This is a genomic window from Burkholderia anthinoferrum, assembly GCF_002925705.1.
Taxonomy (GTDB): domain Bacteria; phylum Pseudomonadota; class Gammaproteobacteria; order Burkholderiales; family Burkholderiaceae; genus Burkholderia; species Burkholderia semiarida.
Genome location: NZ_LFZP01000041.1, coordinates 43,597 through 61,050 on the forward strand (window position 1 = coordinate 43,597; position 17,454 = coordinate 61,050).

Sequence of the window (17,454 nt, forward strand, 5' to 3'; positions counted from 1 at the left end):
CGACCGGCCTGCCACAAGAACGCTGGCAACGCCGCCGGCCGCACGGCCGCGTCAGTGAAGCTGCTTGTAGATCTGCTCGGCGAGCGCGTGCGAAATGCCTTCGACGCTCGCCAGTTCCTCGACACTCGCGGCCACCACGCCGCGCAACCCGCCGAAGCGCGCGAGCAACCGCTGCCGGCGCTTCGCGCCGACGCCCTCGAGCTCCTCCAGCCGCGACGTCTGGCGCGCCTTCGCCCGCTTCGCCCGCATGCCGGTGATCGCGAAGCGGTGCGCCTCGTCGCGGATCTGCGCGACGAGCATCAGCGCGGCGCTCTCCTTGCCGAGCTCGAGCGGCGCGCGGCCGTCCGCGAACACCAGCGTCTCGAGGCCGACCTTGCGCCCCTCGCCTTTCGCGACGCCGACCAGCATCGACGTATCGAGCCCAAGCTCGGTGAACACCTGCCGCGCGATCTCGACCTGGCCCTTGCCGCCGTCGATCAGCACGATGTTCGGCAGCAGGCTCGACGCCTCTGCCTGGCGCGTCGACTCGCCGTCGATGCCGGCCGCTTCGTCGGCGGCGGCCGCCTGCGCGGCCTGCTCGACCATCTTCTCGTAGCGGCGCGTGAGCACCTGCCGCATCGCCGCGTAATCGTCGCCCGGCGTGATGCCCGTGATGTTGTAGCGGCGGTACTCGCTCGACTGCATCTTGTGGTGGTGATAGACGACGCACGACGCCTGCGTCGCCTCGCCCATCGTGTGGCTGATGTCGAAGCATTCGATCCGCAGCGTCGCAAGATCGTCGCTGTCGTAGCCGAGCGTCTCCGCGAGCGCGCGTGTGCGCGCCTGCTGCGACCCTTGTTCGGACAGCAGCCGCATGAGCGCGATCCGCGCGTTCTGCTCCGCCATCGACAGCCACGCGCGCCGCTGCCCCTGCGGCTGCCGCACCAGCGACACCTTGTGGCCAGCCTGCTCGGACAGCAGCTCGAGCAGGTCGCGGCTCGCGGGCGCATGGCTGACGACGAGCACCGGCGGCACGCGGTTGCCAAGATAGTGCTGCGCGATGAACGCATCGAGCACCTCGGCCTCGACCGAGGCCGCCGCCGTGGCACGCGCGCCGCCGGCCTCTTGCGCGGGCTGGTCGGGCACTGCATCGGCCGGCGCGTCGATCGCCTCCGCCGGCTCGGCCTCTTCACCGAGCCCGCCTTCGGCGAGCGTCAGCGCGCTTTCGACGTGCGTCGGAAAATACGCCTTGTCGCCGAGATGCCGGCCGCCGCGCACCATCGCCAGGTTCACGCACACGCGTCCGCCCTGCGCGACGACCGCCAGGATGTCGACGTCGCTGTCGCTGCCGACCTCGATCGCCTGCTGGTGCAGCACGGTCGCGAGCGAGCTCATCTGGTTGCGCACGGCCGCCGCCTGCTCGAATTTCAGCTCGGCCGCGAACGCGTGCATTTTCTGCTCGAGTTCCTTCATCACTTCGGACTGCCGGCCGAGCAGAAACCGCGCGGCGTTCGACACGTCGACCGCGTAATCCTCGTCGGAGATCGCGCCGACGCACGGCGCCGTGCACCGCCCGATCTGATGCAGCAGGCACGGCCGCGTGCGGTTGTTGAAGACCGAATCCTCGCAGGTACGCAACTGGAACACGCGCTGCAGGATCTGGATGCTCTCGCGCACGGCCCACGCGCTCGGGAACGGCCCGAAATACTGGTTCTGCTTGTCGACCGAGCCGCGGTAGTAGGCCATCCGCGGAAAGCGGTGCGCGGTGAGCTTCAGGTACGGATACGACTTGTCGTCGCGAAACAGGATGTTGTAACGCGGTGCGAGCGCCTTGATGAGATTGTTCTCGAGCAGCAGCGCCTCGGCTTCCGAGCGCGTGACGGTCGTCTCGATGCGCGCGATGCGCGTGACCATCATCGCGATGCGCGGCGACAGCTGCGTCTTCGTGAAATAACTCGACACGCGCTTTTTCAGGTCGCGCGCCTTGCCGACGTAGAGGACGGCGCCCGCCGTGTCGTAATAGCGATAGACACCCGGCATGTGCGGCAACTGCGCAAGGATCTTCTTCGGTTCGAACGGAGTATCGGAGGCTTCTGGGGATGTCATGCGTGATCCGGGCGCCTTGTAACGCGGAACGGGTCTATTAGAATCGCCAGTTTAGAGCATTCACCGGCCCGCTTCGATGCCACGCCCCACCGCCATCCCCCTCCGCGCCGTCCCGCTCGCGCCGGGCGAACCGATCGCCTGCGACCTCTTCTGCACGGTGATCGACAACTTCGGCGACATCGGCGTGTGCTGGCGCGTCGCGCGCCAGCTCGCGCACGAGCACGGCTGGCAGGTTCGCCTGTTCGTCGACGACCTGCACACGTTCGCGCGCCTGCTGCCGCAGGTCGATCCCGACGCCGCGCGGCAGACGGTCGACGCGATCGTGATCGAGCACTGGCATGCGGACGTCGGCGACGCGCTGGACATCGCCGATGTCGTGATCGAGGCGTTCGCGTGCGAGCTGCCCGCTCCCTATCTCGCGGCGATGGCGCGGCGCGCGCGGCGCCCCGTGTGGATCAACCTCGAATACCTGAGCGCCGAGGACTGGGTCGCCGATTTCCATTTGCGGCCGTCGCCGCATCCGCGCTACCCGCTGCTGAAGACGTTCTTCTTCCCGGGCCTGTCGGCGGGCACCGGCGGCGTGCCGAAGGAGCGCGACCTCGACGCGCGCCGCACGGCCTTCGACGCCGATCCGGCAGCCCGCGCCGCGTGGTGGCGGCGCGCGACCGGCGGCGCGCCGCCGGCGCCCGGCACGACGGTCGTCAGCCTGTTCGCCTACGAGAATCCCGCCGTCGATGCACTGCTCGCGCAGTGGCGCGACGGCCCGTCGCCGGTGGTCGCGCTCGTGCCGGCCGGGCGCCTGTCGCCCGCCGTCGCGCGTTTTTTCGGGGCCGAATCGTTCGGCGCCGGCGCGCTCGCTCGTAGCGGCAACCTGACCGCCCATGGGCTCGCGTTCGTTCCGCAGGCCGACTACGATCCGCTGCTGTGGGTCGCCGATCTGAATTTCGTGCGCGGCGAGGATTCGTTCGTCCGTGCGCAATGGGCGCGCAAGCCGTTCGTGTGGCACATCTACCCGCAGGCCGACGACGTGCACCTGCCGAAGCTCGATGCCGCGCTCGCGCACCTGTCGGCCGGCCTCGCCGACGCGCCCCGCACGGCGCTCGAGCGGTTCTGGCACGCGTGGAACGGCGCCGGCACGCCGGACTGGGCCGATTTCTGGCAACACCGCGCCGCCCTGGACGCCAATGCGGCCCGCTGGGCCGACGCGCTCGCGGCCGTTGGCGATCTCGCCGGAAAGCTGGCGGAATACGCAAAATCTCAGTTAAAATAAGCGGTTATCCGACGGCTGGCCACGCAAGCGCTCGCGTTTGAGCTTTGGGCGCCCACCGGAACGCATCTGCTTGGCGCCTCACCCGTTGTGCACCGCTCAGGCACTTATTTATTTGATTTGATCAGGACAGTTTTTTTATGAAAACCGCACAGGAACTCCGCGTAGGCAACGTCGTGCAGATCGGCAACGATGCCTGGGTCATCGCAAAGACGGAATACAACAAGTCGGGCCGTAACGCCGCCGTCGTCAAGATGAAGATGAAGAACCTGCTGACGAACGCGGGCCAGGAATCGGTCTACAAGGCCGACGACAAGTTCGACGTCGTCGTGCTCGACCGCAAGGAAGTGACGTACTCGTACTTCGCCGACCCGATGTACGTGTTCATGGACGCCGACTACAACCAGTACGAAGTCGAAGCCGAAATGATGGGCGAAGCGCTGAACTACCTCGAAGACGGCATGGCTTGCGAAGTCGTGTTCTACAACGAGAAGGCGATCTCGGTCGAACTGCCGACGATCCTCGTTCGCGAAATCACCTACACGGAACCGGCCGTCAAGGGCGACACGTCGTCGGGCAAGGTGCTGAAGAACGCGAAGCTCGCGACCGGCTTCGAACTGCAAGTGCCGCTGTTCTGCAACACCGGCGACAAGATCGAAATCGATACGCGCACGAACGAATACCGCAGCCGCGCATAAGCGCCAGCGATATCCGCGTCGAACAAAGCGCCCTTCGGGGCGCTTTTTGTTTGTCTGGCGCCAACAGCTGCCGCAGGCAGCAACCATGCGCAGCACAAAAGCCACCGGTAAAGATATTCAATTTGTATCATCGGTAACTGTTTTATAGCGCCGGAGAAATAATGCGCGTGACGCGTTCGGCGGGGCATAAAATCAATCTTTAATCCGACATGCGGCTGCGGTCCGCTGGCCGACAGCCCGCCTCTCTTGACTCGACTCGCGTCCACCATGCCACACGCCCTGATTGTCGAAGACGATCCCAACAGCCTGTCAGGCCTCACCGCGCTGCTCGCCGCGGACGGCTTCTCGGTCGACACGGCCACGTCGCTCGCCGAAGCGCGCACGGCGCTCGGCCGCTCGATTCCCGACGTCGTGCTCGTCGACCTGAACCTGCCGGACGGCAGCGGGTTCGACCTGCTCCAGCACCTGCCGCAGCAACAGCCGAACGGCTCGCTGCCGGTGATCGTGCTGACGGGCAACGCGACGGTCGAGAGCGCCATCGAGGGCTTGCGCCACGGCATCTGGGACTACCTGCTCAAGCCGATCAACATTCCGCGCCTGCGCAGCCTGCTCGCGCGGATTCCCCGCCCGTACGAGCTGATCGACGAAGTACAGTCGCTGCGTGCGTCGCTGCGCCATCTCGGCCGCTTCGGCGCGCTGGTCGGCCGCAGCGACGCGATGCAGCACGTGTACGACATGATCGAGCACAACGCCCACACCGAAACGGCCGTGCTGTTCTCCGGCGAGGCCGGCACCGGCAAGAAGCTGGCCGCGCGCACGCTGCACGAGCTGAGCCGGCGCCGCAAAGGGCCGTTCGTGTCGTTCGACTGCCGCATGCTCGCACAGGCCGGCCGGCACGGCGCCTCGCTCGACAGCGTGCTGTTCGGCCACGAACGCGGCGCGTTCGACGGCGCCGAGCGCCGCGAATCCGGCCTGTTCGAACAGGCCGGCGGCGGCACGCTGTTCCTCGACGAAATCACCGCACTGCCGCTCGTGCTGCAGGAAGCGCTGCTGCACGCGCTCGATTCGCAGAACTTCATGCGGATCGGCGGCACGAGCTCGATCACCAGCGATTTCCGGCTGATCGCGGCCACGCGCCGCCCGGCGCGCGAAGCGGTGGCGAACGGCACGCTGCGCGAGGATCTGTGGCTGCGCCTCGACGCGGCGTCGATCACGATGCCGCCGCTGCGCGAACGCGACGGCGACGCACTCGCGATCGCGGATGCGCAGATCGACGAACTGAACCGCGAAGCGCGCGCGACCGGCCGCAGCACGACCGACAAGCGCGCGGCGCCGGGCTTCGTGCGCGAATGCCTGTCCTACGAATGGCCGGGCAACGTGCGCGAGTTGCGGGAACGCGTGCGCTTCGCGTACGACGCATCAGGCGACTTCATCGAGACGCTGCGCGCCGGCGAGGCCAGCTTCTCTGCTGGCGCCGCACTGAACGGCAGCAGCGTGCAGATCAAGGTCGGCACGCCGCTGTCCGACGTCGAGGATCTGCTGATCCGGGCAACGCTCGACGCGGTCGGCGGTACGCGCCACCGCGCGGCGACGCTGCTCGGCATCAGCCCGAAGACGCTGTACAACAAGCTGCAACGGATGAAGGTGAACTGAGCGGACGCGCCCCTGCATGCGGGCGCTGGTCGAGTTTTACCGTTAGTTGCATCAAAGCCCGCTCCGGCGACTGCCCGACTCAGGGCTGTCGCAACACGTAAAAAAGCCGCGCGACTGCGCGGCCTTTCGTTCGGGGAGACCGGAACGGCGCGACTCGCGCCATCCCTGCCCGCTTACGCGAGCGCGCTGTTCAACAGCGCCCGCGCCTGCCGATACTCGGGTTGCGCGATCAGCTTGTCCCACTTGAGCGCCTTGCCGCGCGCGCGCATCCGCTTGAGGCGCCGCACCGATTCGGCCGAGGCCCGCGCCTTCAGTCCGTTCAGCACGACCTCGGCCGCGTCCGGCTGGTTGCAGACGAGCACCATGTCGCAACCGGCGGCGAGCGCGGCGTCGGCTGCTTGCGTGAGCGTGCCGCCTTCGCGGGCGGCCTCCATCGACAGGTCGTCGCTGAAGATCGCGCCCGTGAAGCCGAGCCTGCCGCGCAGGATGTCCTGCAGCCACACGCGCGAGAACCCGGCCGGCCGCTTGTCGACCTGCGTGTAGATCACGTGCGCCGGAATCACCGCGGCCAGCGACAGCCCGAGCCAGTCGTACGGCGCGACGTCCTGTTCGAGGATCGCGTCGAGCGTGCGGTCGTCGGTCGGCAGCGCGACGTGCGAATCGGCTTCCGCGAAGCCGTGCCCCGGGAAATGCTTGCCGCAGTTCGCCATGCCCGCGAGCGACAGCCCGTGATTCAGGCTCTTCGCGAGCAGCGTGACGACGCGCGGGTCGCGATGGAACGCCCGATCGCCGATCACCTTCGAGTGCCCGTAGTCGAGGTCGAGCACCGGCGTGAAGCTCATGTCGATCCCGCATGCGCGCAGTTCGGCGGCCAGGATGTAGCCGACGGCAGTCGCGACCTTCGTCGCGAGCAGCACGTCGCGATCCCACAGTTCGCCGAGGCGGCGCATGGCGGGCAGCACGGTAAAGCCGTCGGTACGGAACCGCTGCACGCGCCCGCCTTCGTGATCGACGGCGATCAGGATGTCTTCGCGCACCGCGCGGATCGAGTCGGTCAGCGCGGTCAGCTGCGCACGATTCTGGAAGTGCCGCGCGAACAGGATCACGCCGCCGGTATTCGGATGCGCGAGGCGCCGCGCATCGTCGCGCGACAAGGCCGTGCCGACGACGTCGAGCATGACCGGGCCGGGAGTCGTTTTCATCAGAATTTGCTCCGAGAAACTCCGCCATTGATGGCGGGAAGGAAAGGGGTGCTGTTGACAGGCAGCTTCTTCCACGGGTTAGGATCACCTGCATGATCCTTGTCTACCGCTACCGCGTGAAGTCGCTCAACGGACTGCTACGTTCGAGGAAGTCGACGAAAGCGGTTCGACCCAGTCCTGTTCGGCGTGCGGGTCGCAAGGCAGCACGGCGCGGCCGAAAGGTATCGCGGGACTGAGAATAAGAGAGTGGGCCTGCAGTGGCTGTGGTGTCGTGCATGATCGAGATACCAACGCTGCGCTGAACATTCTCCGATGCGGACATGCATCGCCAGGTGTGGGAATCCACCGCCTTTAGGCGGTGGATGACGTCAACGAATCGGGAATTCCGTCAGGAGGAGGTTCGGGAAACAGGTGCAGGGGCACGCGCGGCGGCCGTTTCAGCGTCCGTCTCGGCGATCACGAACGACACCGCGTAGTCGCGTTCGTCGCTGACCGTCACGCGCGCCGTGATGCCGCGCGCGGCCAGCCAGTCGGCCAGCTCGCCCGATGCGACCACGTACGGCTCGCCGCTCGGATGATTGAGCGTCTGCAGTGCACGCCACGTCATCGGCCAGTGCATGCCGAGCCCGATCGCCTTCGAGAACGCTTCCTTCGCGGAGAAGCGCGTCGCGAGAAACGCGATGCCGCGCGCCTCGGAGCGCGCGCGCCGGGCGTGGAACACGCGTAGCTCGTCGGGGCCGAGCACCTTCTCGGCAAACCGGCCGCCCGTGCGCTCGAGCACGGCCGCGACGCGGCTCACTTGCGCGATGTCGGTACCGATACCGTAGATCGCCATGTCAGTCTCCGCGGGGGTGGCCCGGCGAGGCCGGGTCAAGAGCGTCGCGAACGGCGTGCGGGGCGCGGCAGCCTCGCATCGTCAGCGCGCGCCGCCGTGCAGCGCGGCGACGCGTGCGGCGACCATGATCGCCTTCATCTCGCGCACCGCGTTGTCCCAGCCCGCGAAGATCGCGTGCGCGACGATCGCGTGGCCGATGTTCAGCTCGACGATGCCGTCGATCGCGGCGATCTGCTGCACGTTCGTGTAGTGCAGCCCATGGCCCGCATTGACCTTCAGGCCCAGCTGCGCGCCGGTCTGCACGCCCGCGACGATACGCTCGTATTCGCGCTGCTGCTGCGCTTCGTCGTGCGCTTCGGCGTAGCGGCCCGTATGCAGCTCGATCACCGGCGCACCTGCTTCGTGGGCGGCGCGAATCTGCGTGTCGTCCGGGTCGATGAACAGCGACACGCGCACACCCGCGTCGGCAAGCTGCCTGCACGCCGCCCGCACGGCCTCGAAGTGGCCGGCCACGTCGAGACCGCCTTCGGTCGTCAGTTCCGCGCGCTTCTCCGGCACGAGGCACGCATCGTGCGGACGCACTTCGCAGGCGATGTCGAGCATCTCGGCCGTCACCGCGCATTCGAGGTTCATGCGCGTCTTCAGCAGCGGGCGCAGCTCGCGCACGTCGGCGTCGACGATGTGGCGGCGATCCTCGCGCAAGTGCAGCGTGATCGCGTCCGCGCCCGCCTCTTCGGCGGCGAGCGCCGCGCGGATCGGATCGGGATAGCGCGTGCCGCGTGCATTGCGCAGCGTCGCGACGTGGTCGATGTTCACGCCGAGGTCGATGGCGGTGGGCGTTGTCAGGAAGAAGCTCATAGGTTTTGCAGGTCGATCAGGATCTGACGCGTGGCGAGCGGCGTACCGCCGAGATAGGTGTTCAGCAGGAAGCGCATCAGCGTCTTGCTCTGCGCAACCGTCTGGGCTCGATGGTAATCGTCCTGCTCCATGTCGAGCAACGTCTGCCCGGTGATGACCGGCCAGTGCGACGGCACGTCGTCGTCCGCGTTGCGCACGCCACGCTCGGGATCGAACACGTAGCGCCGGTCGGGTTCGACCGCACGGCGGGCGACCGTGCGGTTCAGCGCCATCGCATAGCCGGTCTCGCGCAGCAGCACGCGCTCGAACGAGCGCAGCACCTGCACGGCGGGCTCGCCGTGCGCGAGCCGCGTGAGCGTCAGCACGTAATGATTGAACAGCGGCGGCTGGGGATCCTCGCGCGCGCAGAATTTCACGAGCAGCTCGTTCGCGTAGAAACCGCACAACAGCCCGTCGCCGCCGAGCGGCAGCATCCCGCCGACCCATTCGGCGCCCGTCAGCGTGCGCACCTCGGATTTGCCCGACCACGACAGCAGCAGCGGCTGGAAGGTCTGCAATACGCCGCGCAACGCGGAGTGCGGGCGCTTCGCGCCCTTCGCGACGAGCGCGAGCCGGCCGTGGTCGCGCGTCAGCACGTCGACGATCAGGCTCGTTTCCCGATACGGATAGCTGTGCAGCACGAACGCCGGCTGCTCGGCGACGCGGAAATCGGACGTGCGAGACGTCGCGCGCCGCGCCTTGCGCGGCGGTTCGGGCGGTGCCGGCAGCGGCGCGTCGTTCGCACCGGCCGTCACCGCGTCTTCGGTCGACGTCAGCGCGTCATTCGTACCCATAGGCACGCAGCCCCGCCTCGTTGTCGGCCCAGCCGCTCTTCACCTTCACGAAGGTCTCGAGGTACACGGGGCCGTCGAACAGCTTTTCCATGTCCATCCGCGCCTCGGTGCTGATCTGCTTGAGCTTCTCGCCCTTCTTGCCGATCACCATCGCCTTGTGCGAATCGCGCTCGACGAGGATCGTCGCGAAGATGCGCTTCAGGCGGCCCTCCTCCTCGAACTTGTCGATCAGCACGGTGCTCGTGTACGGCAGTTCGTCGCCGGTCCAGCGGAACACCTTCTCACGCAGGATTTCGGCCGCGAGGAAGCGCGAGCTGCGGTCGGTCAGTTCGTCCTCGCCGTAGATCGGCTCGCCTTCCGGCAGGTACGGCTTGATCGTCTCCAGCAGGCGCTTGATGTCTTCCGGCTTCTGCGCCGACAGCGGCACGAGCTCGGTGAATTCGCGCAGCTCGCTCACCTTCTGCATGAACGGGAACAGCGTGGCCTTGTCGTTCACGCGGTCGATCTTGTTCGCGATCAGCAGCGTCGGCATGCCGGGCGGGATCAGGTCGAGCACCTTCTGGTCGTCGGGCCCGAAGCGGCCGGCCTCGATCACGAACAGGATCACGTCGACCGACGTCAGCGTCGACGTGACCGCGCGGTTCAGCGAACGGTTCAGCGCGGTGCTGTGACGGGTCTGGAAGCCGGGCGTGTCGACGAACACGAATTGCGCGTCGTCGAACGTGTTGATGCCGGTGATGCGGTGGCGGGTCGTCTGCGCCTTGCGCGACGTAATGCTGATCTTCTGGCCGACGAGTGCGTTCATCAACGTCGACTTGCCGACGTTCGGGCGGCCCACGATCGCGATCATGCCGCAACGGAAACCGGTAGGAGCGGGAGTGTTCATATCGTTTGGGAGACAGGTTCGGAAACGGCCGCGCGGCGCGCGGCACGATCGATGGGCAATTCAGTGGTCGGCATCGGCCACGCGCGCCTGCGCGGCAGCAAGGCTCGCGCCGCCGGGTGGCGTCTCGGCGTCGGGCGCCGCGGCATCGCGTGCGCGCGCCGGCGTACGCACGGCGGAGTCGCCCCCCGCGGCAGGCTTGTCGGCCGGCGACGATGCCGGATCGGCTGCGTGGCCGGCCGGCTTGTCGGCTGCGCGAGGCGCGGCCTCGGCGGGCTTTTCCGCGGCCTTGTCGGGCCGCTCGGCCGGTTTGTCGGCAACTTTGTCAGCCGCCGGCTTCGCCGCCCGTTCGCCCTTGTCCGCCGCCGGTTCGACATGCGCCGCGCGAATCGCGGCCATCGGCGCGACGGCCGGTTCGGCGCCAGCCGTCGCAACCGTTACGGCCGGTACCGCGCCGCCCGCCCTCGCCTCGCGCGCCGCCGCACGCTCCTTCCGCTCGGGCGAGCGCAGGTCGAGCGCTTCCTGCACGCCCTTCACGCCCGGCACGATCTCGGGTTCGACATGCTTCGACCCGCGCGCGTTTTTCGAGCGCTTCGGCTTCGCGGCCAGCATCGGCGCGGCCGCCATCACCTCGTCGAGCGCCTTCTTCGCGGCGGCCTGCTCGGCCGCGCGCCGGCTCGCGCCGGAGCCCGATACCTTCACGTCCAGCTTCGGCACCGTGCATTCGACCTCGAACTGCTGATTGTGCGCCGCACCATGCGTCGCGACGACCGTATAGGTCGGCAGCGCGATCTTGTGCCCCTGCAGGTATTCCTGCAGCAGCGTCTTCGCGTCCTTGCCGAGCGTGCGGGGATCGATGTGGTCGAGAATCGGGATATAGAGGCGCTTGATGACCCCTTGGGCGGCTTCGAAGCCGCCATCGAGGAACACGGCCCCGATGATGGCTTCGAATGCGTCCGCGAGGATCGACGGGCGGCGGAAACCGCCGCTGCGCAGCTCGCCCTCGCCCAGCCGCAGGCCGTCCGAGATATTGAGGGCCTGAGCAATTTCATACAGCGACTGCTGTTTGACGAGGTTGGCGCGTACGCGCGACAGGTCGCCTTCGTCCAGCTTGCCGAAGCGCTGGAACAAAAGGGCGGCCACCGCGCAATTCAGAACGGAATCGCCGAGAAACTCGAGCCGTTCGTTGTGCGTGGCACTGTGACTGCGATGGGTCAAAGCCTGGCGCAACAATTCCGCATTGCGAAATTCGTAGCGCAGCCGGCTTTCCAACTGGGATAGGGGCATGTGCAGGAGTATAACGCGGGCGCCCGGTCGGGCCGAAACGGCACGGCCGGACACGAAAAGGCGTGACGAGGCGGTGTTACCGCCGGTTCTTAAAGTAGTTCGGCAATACGCGACGCGGCCCGTGCGTCGCGTAGTGCGTGTGAATCAATGCATCAGTTGAAGGAACCGATGCGCTTCAGGTCGCTGAAGTTCATCCAGATGAAGAACGCGCGGCCGACGATGTTCCGGTCCGGCACGAAACCCCAGTAGCGGCTGTCCGCGCTGTTGTCGCGGTTGTCGCCCATCATGAAGTAGTGACCGGGCGGCACCTTGCAGATCACGCCGCGGCTGTTGTACGTGCAGTTGTCGCGATACGGATAGTCGTATGCGCCCATCACGAACGGCGGCACGGCCGGGTTGTTGAGGATCGCGTTCTTCTTGTTGCCGATCGTTTCCTCGAACTGCTTCGCGTAATTCTGTCGCTCGTCGTCGAAGTAATCGGGCAGCGGCGCTTCGGGCACCGGCTGGCCGTTGATCGTCAACTGCTTGTCCTGATACGCGACCGTATCGCCCGGCAGGCCGATCACGCGCTTGATGTAGTCGACCGATTCGTCCTTCGGATAGCGGAACACGACGACGTCGCCGCGCGACAGCGGGCTGCCCTGCGTGATCTTCGTGTTGGTGACCGGCAGGCGCAGCCCGTACTCGAACTTGTTGACGAGGATGAAGTCGCCGACGAGCAGCGTCGGCACCATCGACCCCGACGGAATCTTGAACGGCTCGACGACGAACGAACGCACGACGAACACGGCCAGGATCACCGGAAAGAAACTCGCCGTGTACTCGAGCCACCACGGCTGACGCAGCTTTTCGTCACGCAGCTTCGAGCGCGTCTGCGCCGCGTTTTCGTCCGCGAAACGCTTGTCGATGCGCGACTGCTGGCGATCGAACTCCTCGATCGCCGAATCGGCCGCCTTGCGACGCCGCGGCAGGAACACCAGTTTGTCCAGCACCCACGCTACGCCCGTCACGACGACGAGCACAAAAAGAATCAGCGCAAAATTCATAAAAGGATCAGTCCTGTTATTTGTCTTCGACGCGCAAGATCGCGAGGAACGCCTCCTGCGGGATCTCGACCGAACCCACCTGCTTCATGCGTTTCTTACCTTCTTTCTGCTTCTCGAGCAGTTTCTTCTTCCGCGTGATGTCGCCGCCGTAGCACTTCGCGAGCACGTTCTTGCGCAGCGCCTTGATGTTCTCGCGCGCGACGATGTGCGCGCCGATCGCGGCCTGGATCGCCACGTCGTACATCTGGCGCGGAATGATCTCGCGCATCTTCGCGGCGACTTCGCGGCCGCGGTATTGCGACTGCGACCGGTGCACGATGATCGACAGCGCATCGACCTTGTCGCCGTTGATCAGCATGTCGACCTTCACGACGTCCGACGAACGGTATTCCTTGAACTCGTAGTCCATCGACGCATAGCCGCGCGACACCGACTTCAGGCGATCGAAGAAGTCGAGCACGATCTCGGCCATCGGGATCTCGTACGTGAGCTGCACCTGGCGGCCGTGATACTGCATGTTGATCTGCGAGCCGCGCTTCTGCTCGCACAGCGTGATCACCGAGCCGACGTAATCCTGCGGCATGTACAGGTTCACGGTGACGATCGGCTCGCGGACTTCGGCGATGCGGCCGGGCTCCGGCATCTTCGCCGGGTTCTCGACCATGATCGTCGAGCCGTCGCTCTGCACGACCTCGTAGACGACCGTCGGCGCGGTCGTGATGAGATCCATGTCGAATTCGCGCTCGAGCCGCTCCTGCACGATTTCCATGTGCAGCAGCCCGAGGAAGCCGCAGCGGAAACCGAAGCCGAGCGCCTGCGACACTTCAGGCTCGTACTGCAGCGATGCGTCGTTCAGCTTCAGCTTCTCGAGCGATTCGCGCAGCGCGTCGTACTGGTTCGCCTCGACCGGATACAGCCCCGCGAACACCTGCGGCTTCACTTCCTTGAAGCCCGGCAGCGGCTCGGCAGCGGCCTTGGTCGCGTGCGTGACGGTATCGCCGACCTTCGCGGCCGTCAGTTCCTTGATGCCGGCGATGATGAAGCCCACCTGCCCGGCCGACAGCGATTCGAGATTGCGCGACTTCGGCGTGAACACGCCGACGTGCTCGACCGGATACTGCGCGCCGGTCGCCATCATCTTGATCTTGTCCTTCGGGCGCAGCGTGCCGTTGACGATGCGCACGAGCATCACGACGCCGACGTAGTTGTCGAACCACGAATCGATGATCAGCGCCTGCAGCGGCGCGGCCGGATCGCCCTTCGGCGGCGGCACCTTCGCGATCAGCGCCTCGAGCACGTCCTCGACGCCGAGCCCCGTCTTCGCGCTGCAGCGCGTCGCGTCGGTCGCGTCGATGCCGATCACGTCCTCGATCTCCTCGATCGCGTTCTCGGGGTTCGCGGCCGGCAGGTCGATCTTGTTCAGCACGGGCACGACCTCGACGCCGAGCTCGATCGCCGTGTAGCAGTTCGCGACCGTCTGCGCCTCGACGCCCTGGCTCGCGTCGACCACGAGCAGCGCGCCTTCGCACGCGGACAGCGAACGGCTGACCTCGTACGAGAAGTCGACGTGCCCCGGCGTGTCGATCAGGTTCAGGTTGTAGACCTTGCCGTCGCGGGCGCGATACGACAGTGCAGCCGTCTGCGCCTTGATCGTGATGCCGCGCTCGCGCTCGATGTCCATCGAGTCGAGCACCTGCGCTTCCATTTCACGGTCGGCGAGGCCGCCGCATACCTGGATGATGCGATCCGCGAGCGTCGACTTGCCGTGGTCGATGTGCGCGATGATCGAGAAATTGCGAATATGATCCATTCAGTGCCGATCAAGCGAAAAAGGCGCGCTCGACGACTGCGGAGCACGCCTTGTGTAAGTCGGTGAAAAAACGGCTTATTTTAGCCGAAAAGGCTTACGCCGGGCGGGATTTCGGACGGCCCGCCACGCGGGGCGCCGGCGGGGCCGCCCGCCGGATCAAGCCCCATGCAATGCAGCGCCGGCCGGCGGCGTGCCAGCATCGCGCCGGGCTGCCAGCGCGTCGCGCACCCGAGCATCGTCGAACCGATGGCGGCACACTTGCGCGCCGTCCAGCAGCAGCACGGGCACGTCCTCATCATAACGCGCGACGAGCGCCGCATCGGTATCGATGTCGACGTAGTCGATCGCGACGCCGAATTCGGCCGCGACCGGCGCCAGTGCGTCGCGCATGTCGTCGCACAGGTGGCACCAGCCGCGGCCGTAGAGCGTGAACATCGGCGGGTTACTTCTGGCGCGGCCGCACGGGCACGAACTGCGTGTTGTCGCCGCGCCGCACGAGCACCGCGACCGCCTTCTGCGGGTCGAGCTGCGCGGTCACGTCGGCGAACTGCTTCGCGCTCGTGATGTCGGTGTCGCCGACGCGCAGCACGATGTCGCCGCGCTGCAGGCCCGCCCGGGCGGCCGGGCCGTCGACGCCGTCGATCTGCACGCCGTTCTTCAGCTTCAGCGTCTTCATCTGCTCCGCCGTCAGGTCGCTGACCGTCAGGCCGAGCGAATTGCTCTGGCGCGGCTTCTGCGGCGCGTTCTTGCGCTGCTCGGCCTTCGCCGTCGACTCGGCCGGCGTCTCGGCGATCGTAATCGGCAGATCGCGTGCCTGACCCTTGCGCCACACGCTGACCGTCGCCTTCGTGCCGGGCTTCGTGTCGCCGACCATGCGCGGCAGATCGGACGCCGCATCGACCGGACGGCCGTTGAACTTCAGGATGATGTCGCCCGGCTGGATGCCCGCCTTGTCGGCCGGACCGCCCGGCTCGACGCTGCTGACGAGCGCGCCCTCGGCCTTCGGCAGCCCGATCGAGTCGGCCACGTCCTTCGTCACCTCGCCGATCGCCACCGCGATCCGGCCGCGCGTGACCTTGCCCGTCGCCTTCAGCTGGTCGGCCACGCGCATCGCCTCGTCGATCGGAATCGCGAACGAAATGCCCATGAAGCCGCCGGTCCGGCTGTAGATCTGCGAGTTGATGCCGATCACCTCGCCCTGCATGTTGATCAGCGGCCCGCCCGAGTTGCCGGGGTTCACCGCGACGTCGGTCTGGATGAACGGCAGGTAGTCGCCCGTGTTGCGGCTCTTCGAGCTGACGATGCCGGCCGTGACCGTGTTGTCGAGGCCGAACGGCGAACCGATCGCGACGACCCACTCGCCGACGCGCACCTTGTTCGAATCGCCGATCGCGACGACCGGCAGGTTCGACGCCTGGATCTTGACGACCGCGACGTCCGTGCGATCGTCGACGCCGATCAGCTTCGCCTTGAATTCGCGCTTGTCGGTCAGCGTCACGTAGATGGTGTCCGCATCGTCGACGACGTGCGCATTGGTCATCACGTACCCGTCGGCCGACACGATGAAGCCCGAGCCGACGCCGCGGTTCTGCTCGGTGTCGGGCGGATTGTCCGGCGTCGGCGCGTTCTTCGGATTGCCGCCGTTGCCGGGCGCCTGCGGCAGCGGAATGCCGAAGAAGCGCCGGAAGAATTCCGACATGTCGCCGTTGTCGAAGCCAGGCGGGAGCACGCCGCGCGGGCCGGGTACCGGCACGTTCGCGGTAGTCCGGATGTTCACGACCGCGGGGCCCACCTTTTCGACGAGGTCGGCGAAATCGGGCAGGCTGGCAGCCGGAGGCGTGACAGCGACCGCGGTTTGCGGGACGAGCGGCAGGCAGGCACACAGCGCCGCCGCCGCGAGCACTTTGCGCAGCGTGAGTTTCGTCATGTCGGAAGCCGTAGCGTTACTTGGAAGCCTTGTATTCTATGGCAGACGCGAACTGCTGCAACGTTGCCGGCGGCACTTCGCCGAGCACGGTGACCCAGTAGTCGCCGCGACGCTTCACGAGAACGTGCGTCGCACCGGTGCTGCCCGCGCCTTCCTTGCGCGTATTTTTCTCGGCCGGCTCGATGAAGACCGAGACCGTCGCGAGGCCGTCGGTGAAAACGGCCTGATCGACCGGGATCGGCGGATCGCCCGCATCGCGCGCGGCCATCGGCCGGCGCACTTCACGAATCTTCTGGAAGCCGGCCACGCTCGGCGCGAGCTGCCAGCCCTGCGCTTCCATGTCGACCGTCGCGACCGGCGGGCGCACGACCGTCCAGCCGTTCAGGTTGCGCATGCCGGCGGCAATCGCGGCCTTGTCGCCGCTTGCACCGCCCGTCTGCAATTGCGAGAACGCGATCTGCTCGAGCACGTGATCGTTCGCGTCGAGCGTCTGCGAACGCAGCAGCAGCCCGGTGCGGGCGTCGGCCCACAGCTTGTACGTGAAACGGTACGCATCCTTCGGCACGAGCTCGACGACCTGCGCGTCGATCCCGGCCACGCGGTCCTTGCCGAGCGGCTTCGCATCGTAGACGGACATCACGTGCTCGCCGCTCGCGCCGAGCAGCGCCGGAAAGGAATCGCGCGTCTGGCGACGCTCGACCACGCACAGCTTGCGCTCGGGTACGAACGTGTACAGCTCGTCGTTATGCCGCAACAGCTTGCGCGGCTTGCCGTCGAGCGTCTCGATCCGCTCGAACTCGCCGTCGCGGGACGCGACGTGCGCAATGCGCGACGACTGTACATACCCGCCGCGCTGGTAGACGAACGTCCCTTCGTAGCTCTGCTGCTGCGCCGCCTGCTGGACGCGGTCGAGCCAGTCCGCGGCGCCCTTGCGGGTGGCGAGGGGATCGTCCGGTTGCTGGGCGCTGGCGGGAAGGGATTGAACGGACAACAGGGCGGCTGCGCAAAGCAGGAGGGCCGGCAGCCGCTTCCATCCGGAGATGGCGTGATTCAACTGCAATGTCCGCATC

15 protein-coding genes and 1 pseudogene are annotated in these 17,454 nt (G+C 66.9%); 4 read left to right on the forward strand and 12 right to left on the reverse strand.

Features of this window, described 5'->3' with window-relative positions; genetic code table 11:
• Positions 1 to 51 precede the first annotated feature (51 nt).
• A complete protein-coding gene (uvrC, locus tag C5F75_RS13405; protein WP_059638288.1) occupies positions 52 to 2,085 on the reverse strand; it encodes an excinuclease ABC subunit UvrC in 2,034 nt (677 codons plus the stop codon).
• Positions 2,086 to 2,161: 76 nt separating this feature from the next.
• Between uvrC and earP the strand changes: the two genes are divergently transcribed.
• From earP to C5F75_RS13420, 3 genes are all read left to right on the forward strand, one after another.
• Positions 2,162 to 3,355 carry an elongation factor P maturation arginine rhamnosyltransferase EarP gene (earP, locus tag C5F75_RS13410; RefSeq protein ID WP_104012354.1) on the forward strand — a complete coding sequence of 398 codons (1,194 nt, stop codon included), beginning with the start codon at positions 2,162 to 2,164 and terminating at the stop codon, positions 3,353 to 3,355.
• A gap of 137 nt (positions 3,356 to 3,492) precedes the next feature.
• On the forward strand, positions 3,493 to 4,050 hold the full coding sequence (efp, locus tag C5F75_RS13415; protein ID WP_059573996.1) for an elongation factor P: 558 nt from the start codon (positions 3,493 to 3,495) through the stop codon (positions 4,048 to 4,050).
• A 267-nt stretch (positions 4,051 to 4,317) separates the two neighbouring features.
• On the forward strand, positions 4,318 to 5,703 hold the full coding sequence (locus C5F75_RS13420) for a sigma-54-dependent transcriptional regulator (protein ID WP_059573997.1): 1,386 nt from the start codon (positions 4,318 to 4,320) through the stop codon (positions 5,701 to 5,703).
• A 173-nt stretch (positions 5,704 to 5,876) separates the two neighbouring features.
• Here the strand turns inward: C5F75_RS13420 and nagZ are convergent, their stop codons facing one another.
• On the reverse strand, positions 5,877 to 6,905 hold the full coding sequence (gene nagZ / locus C5F75_RS13425; RefSeq protein WP_059573998.1) for a beta-N-acetylhexosaminidase: 1,029 nt from the start codon (positions 6,903 to 6,905) through the stop codon (positions 5,877 to 5,879).
• 136 nt (positions 6,906 to 7,041) lie between these two features.
• On the opposite strand from nagZ, the pseudogene C5F75_RS13430 reads away from it, so the two are divergent.
• Positions 7,042 to 7,260 (forward strand): annotated as a pseudogene (locus C5F75_RS13430) (zinc ribbon domain-containing protein); the annotation flags it as partial.
• Between the two features lie 33 nt (positions 7,261 to 7,293).
• On the opposite strand, the gene acpS reads toward C5F75_RS13430, so the two are convergent.
• The 10 genes from acpS to C5F75_RS13480 form a co-directional block, all read right to left on the reverse strand.
• The gene (gene acpS / locus C5F75_RS13435) at positions 7,294 to 7,740 is read right to left on the reverse strand and encodes a holo-ACP synthase (protein WP_059573999.1); all 447 of its coding nucleotides are present in this window, start codon (positions 7,738 to 7,740) and stop codon (positions 7,294 to 7,296) included.
• 81 nt (positions 7,741 to 7,821) lie between these two features.
• Complete coding sequence (pdxJ, locus tag C5F75_RS13440) at positions 7,822 to 8,598, reverse strand: pyridoxine 5'-phosphate synthase (protein WP_059574000.1); 777 nt, start codon at positions 8,596 to 8,598, stop codon at positions 7,822 to 7,824.
• On the reverse strand, positions 8,595 to 9,431 hold the full coding sequence (gene recO / locus C5F75_RS13445) for a DNA repair protein RecO (RefSeq protein ID WP_059574001.1): 837 nt from the start codon (positions 9,429 to 9,431) through the stop codon (positions 8,595 to 8,597). Before recO ends, pdxJ begins: the two co-directional genes overlap by 4 nt.
• Positions 9,418 to 10,317: a GTPase Era gene (gene era, locus C5F75_RS13450; protein WP_104012355.1), complete on the reverse strand. Its 900-nt coding sequence runs from the start codon at positions 10,315 to 10,317 to the stop codon at positions 9,418 to 9,420. Before era ends, recO begins: the two co-directional genes overlap by 14 nt.
• A 60-nt stretch (positions 10,318 to 10,377) precedes the next feature.
• On the reverse strand, positions 10,378 to 11,601 hold the full coding sequence (gene rnc / locus C5F75_RS13455) for a ribonuclease III (protein WP_104012356.1): 1,224 nt from the start codon (positions 11,599 to 11,601) through the stop codon (positions 10,378 to 10,380).
• A gap of 152 nt (positions 11,602 to 11,753) precedes the next feature.
• Positions 11,754 to 12,647 carry a signal peptidase I gene (gene lepB / locus C5F75_RS13460; protein ID WP_059574003.1) on the reverse strand — a complete coding sequence of 298 codons (894 nt, stop codon included), beginning with the start codon at positions 12,645 to 12,647 and terminating at the stop codon, positions 11,754 to 11,756.
• 16 nt (positions 12,648 to 12,663) lie between these two features.
• A complete protein-coding gene (gene lepA, locus C5F75_RS13465; protein WP_021159691.1) occupies positions 12,664 to 14,457 on the reverse strand; it encodes a translation elongation factor 4 in 1,794 nt (597 codons plus the stop codon).
• A 156-nt stretch (positions 14,458 to 14,613) separates the two neighbouring features.
• Positions 14,614 to 14,892, reverse strand: coding sequence for a glutaredoxin family protein (locus C5F75_RS13470; protein ID WP_104012357.1), 279 nt, complete (start codon positions 14,890 to 14,892; stop codon positions 14,614 to 14,616).
• 7 nt (positions 14,893 to 14,899) lie between these two features.
• Positions 14,900 to 16,384 (reverse strand): DegQ family serine endoprotease, encoded by a 1,485-nt coding sequence (locus C5F75_RS13475; protein WP_059574005.1) that lies wholly within the window; start codon positions 16,382 to 16,384, stop codon positions 14,900 to 14,902.
• Between the two features lie 16 nt (positions 16,385 to 16,400).
• Positions 16,401 to 17,453, reverse strand: a complete 1,053-nt coding sequence (locus tag C5F75_RS13480) for a MucB/RseB C-terminal domain-containing protein (protein ID WP_059638278.1) — start codon at positions 17,451 to 17,453, stop codon at positions 16,401 to 16,403.
• Position 17,454: the final 1 nt, after the last annotated feature.

What these genes read in the sequence shown, in the direction of transcription:
- uvrC (WP_059638288.1), bottom strand. Translation starts at nt 2,085, where the DNA reads ATGACATCCCCAGAAGCCTCCGATACTCCGTTCGAACCGAAGAAGATC.
- earP (WP_104012354.1), top strand. Translation starts at nt 2,162, where the DNA reads ATGCCACGCCCCACCGCCATCCCCCTCCGCGCCGTCCCGCTCGCGCCG.
- efp (WP_059573996.1), top strand. Translation starts at nt 3,493, where the DNA reads ATGAAAACCGCACAGGAACTCCGCGTAGGCAACGTCGTGCAGATCGGC.
- C5F75_RS13420 (WP_059573997.1), top strand. Translation starts at nt 4,318, where the DNA reads ATGCCACACGCCCTGATTGTCGAAGACGATCCCAACAGCCTGTCAGGC.
- nagZ (WP_059573998.1), bottom strand. Translation starts at nt 6,905, where the DNA reads ATGAAAACGACTCCCGGCCCGGTCATGCTCGACGTCGTCGGCACGGCC.
- acpS (WP_059573999.1), bottom strand. Translation starts at nt 7,740, where the DNA reads ATGGCGATCTACGGTATCGGTACCGACATCGCGCAAGTGAGCCGCGTC.
- pdxJ (WP_059574000.1), bottom strand. Translation starts at nt 8,598, where the DNA reads ATGAGCTTCTTCCTGACAACGCCCACCGCCATCGACCTCGGCGTGAAC.
- recO (WP_059574001.1), bottom strand. Translation starts at nt 9,431, where the DNA reads ATGGGTACGAATGACGCGCTGACGTCGACCGAAGACGCGGTGACGGCC.
- era (WP_104012355.1), bottom strand. Translation starts at nt 10,317, where the DNA reads ATGAACACTCCCGCTCCTACCGGTTTCCGTTGCGGCATGATCGCGATC.
- rnc (WP_104012356.1), bottom strand. Translation starts at nt 11,601, where the DNA reads ATGCCCCTATCCCAGTTGGAAAGCCGGCTGCGCTACGAATTTCGCAAT.
- lepB (WP_059574003.1), bottom strand. Translation starts at nt 12,647, where the DNA reads ATGAATTTTGCGCTGATTCTTTTTGTGCTCGTCGTCGTGACGGGCGTA.
- lepA (WP_021159691.1), bottom strand. Translation starts at nt 14,457, where the DNA reads ATGGATCATATTCGCAATTTCTCGATCATCGCGCACATCGACCACGGC.
- C5F75_RS13470 (WP_104012357.1), bottom strand. Translation starts at nt 14,892, where the DNA reads ATGTTCACGCTCTACGGCCGCGGCTGGTGCCACCTGTGCGACGACATG.
- C5F75_RS13475 (WP_059574005.1), bottom strand. Translation starts at nt 16,384, where the DNA reads ATGACGAAACTCACGCTGCGCAAAGTGCTCGCGGCGGCGGCGCTGTGT.
- C5F75_RS13480 (WP_059638278.1), bottom strand. Translation starts at nt 17,453, where the DNA reads ATGCGGACATTGCAGTTGAATCACGCCATCTCCGGATGGAAGCGGCTG.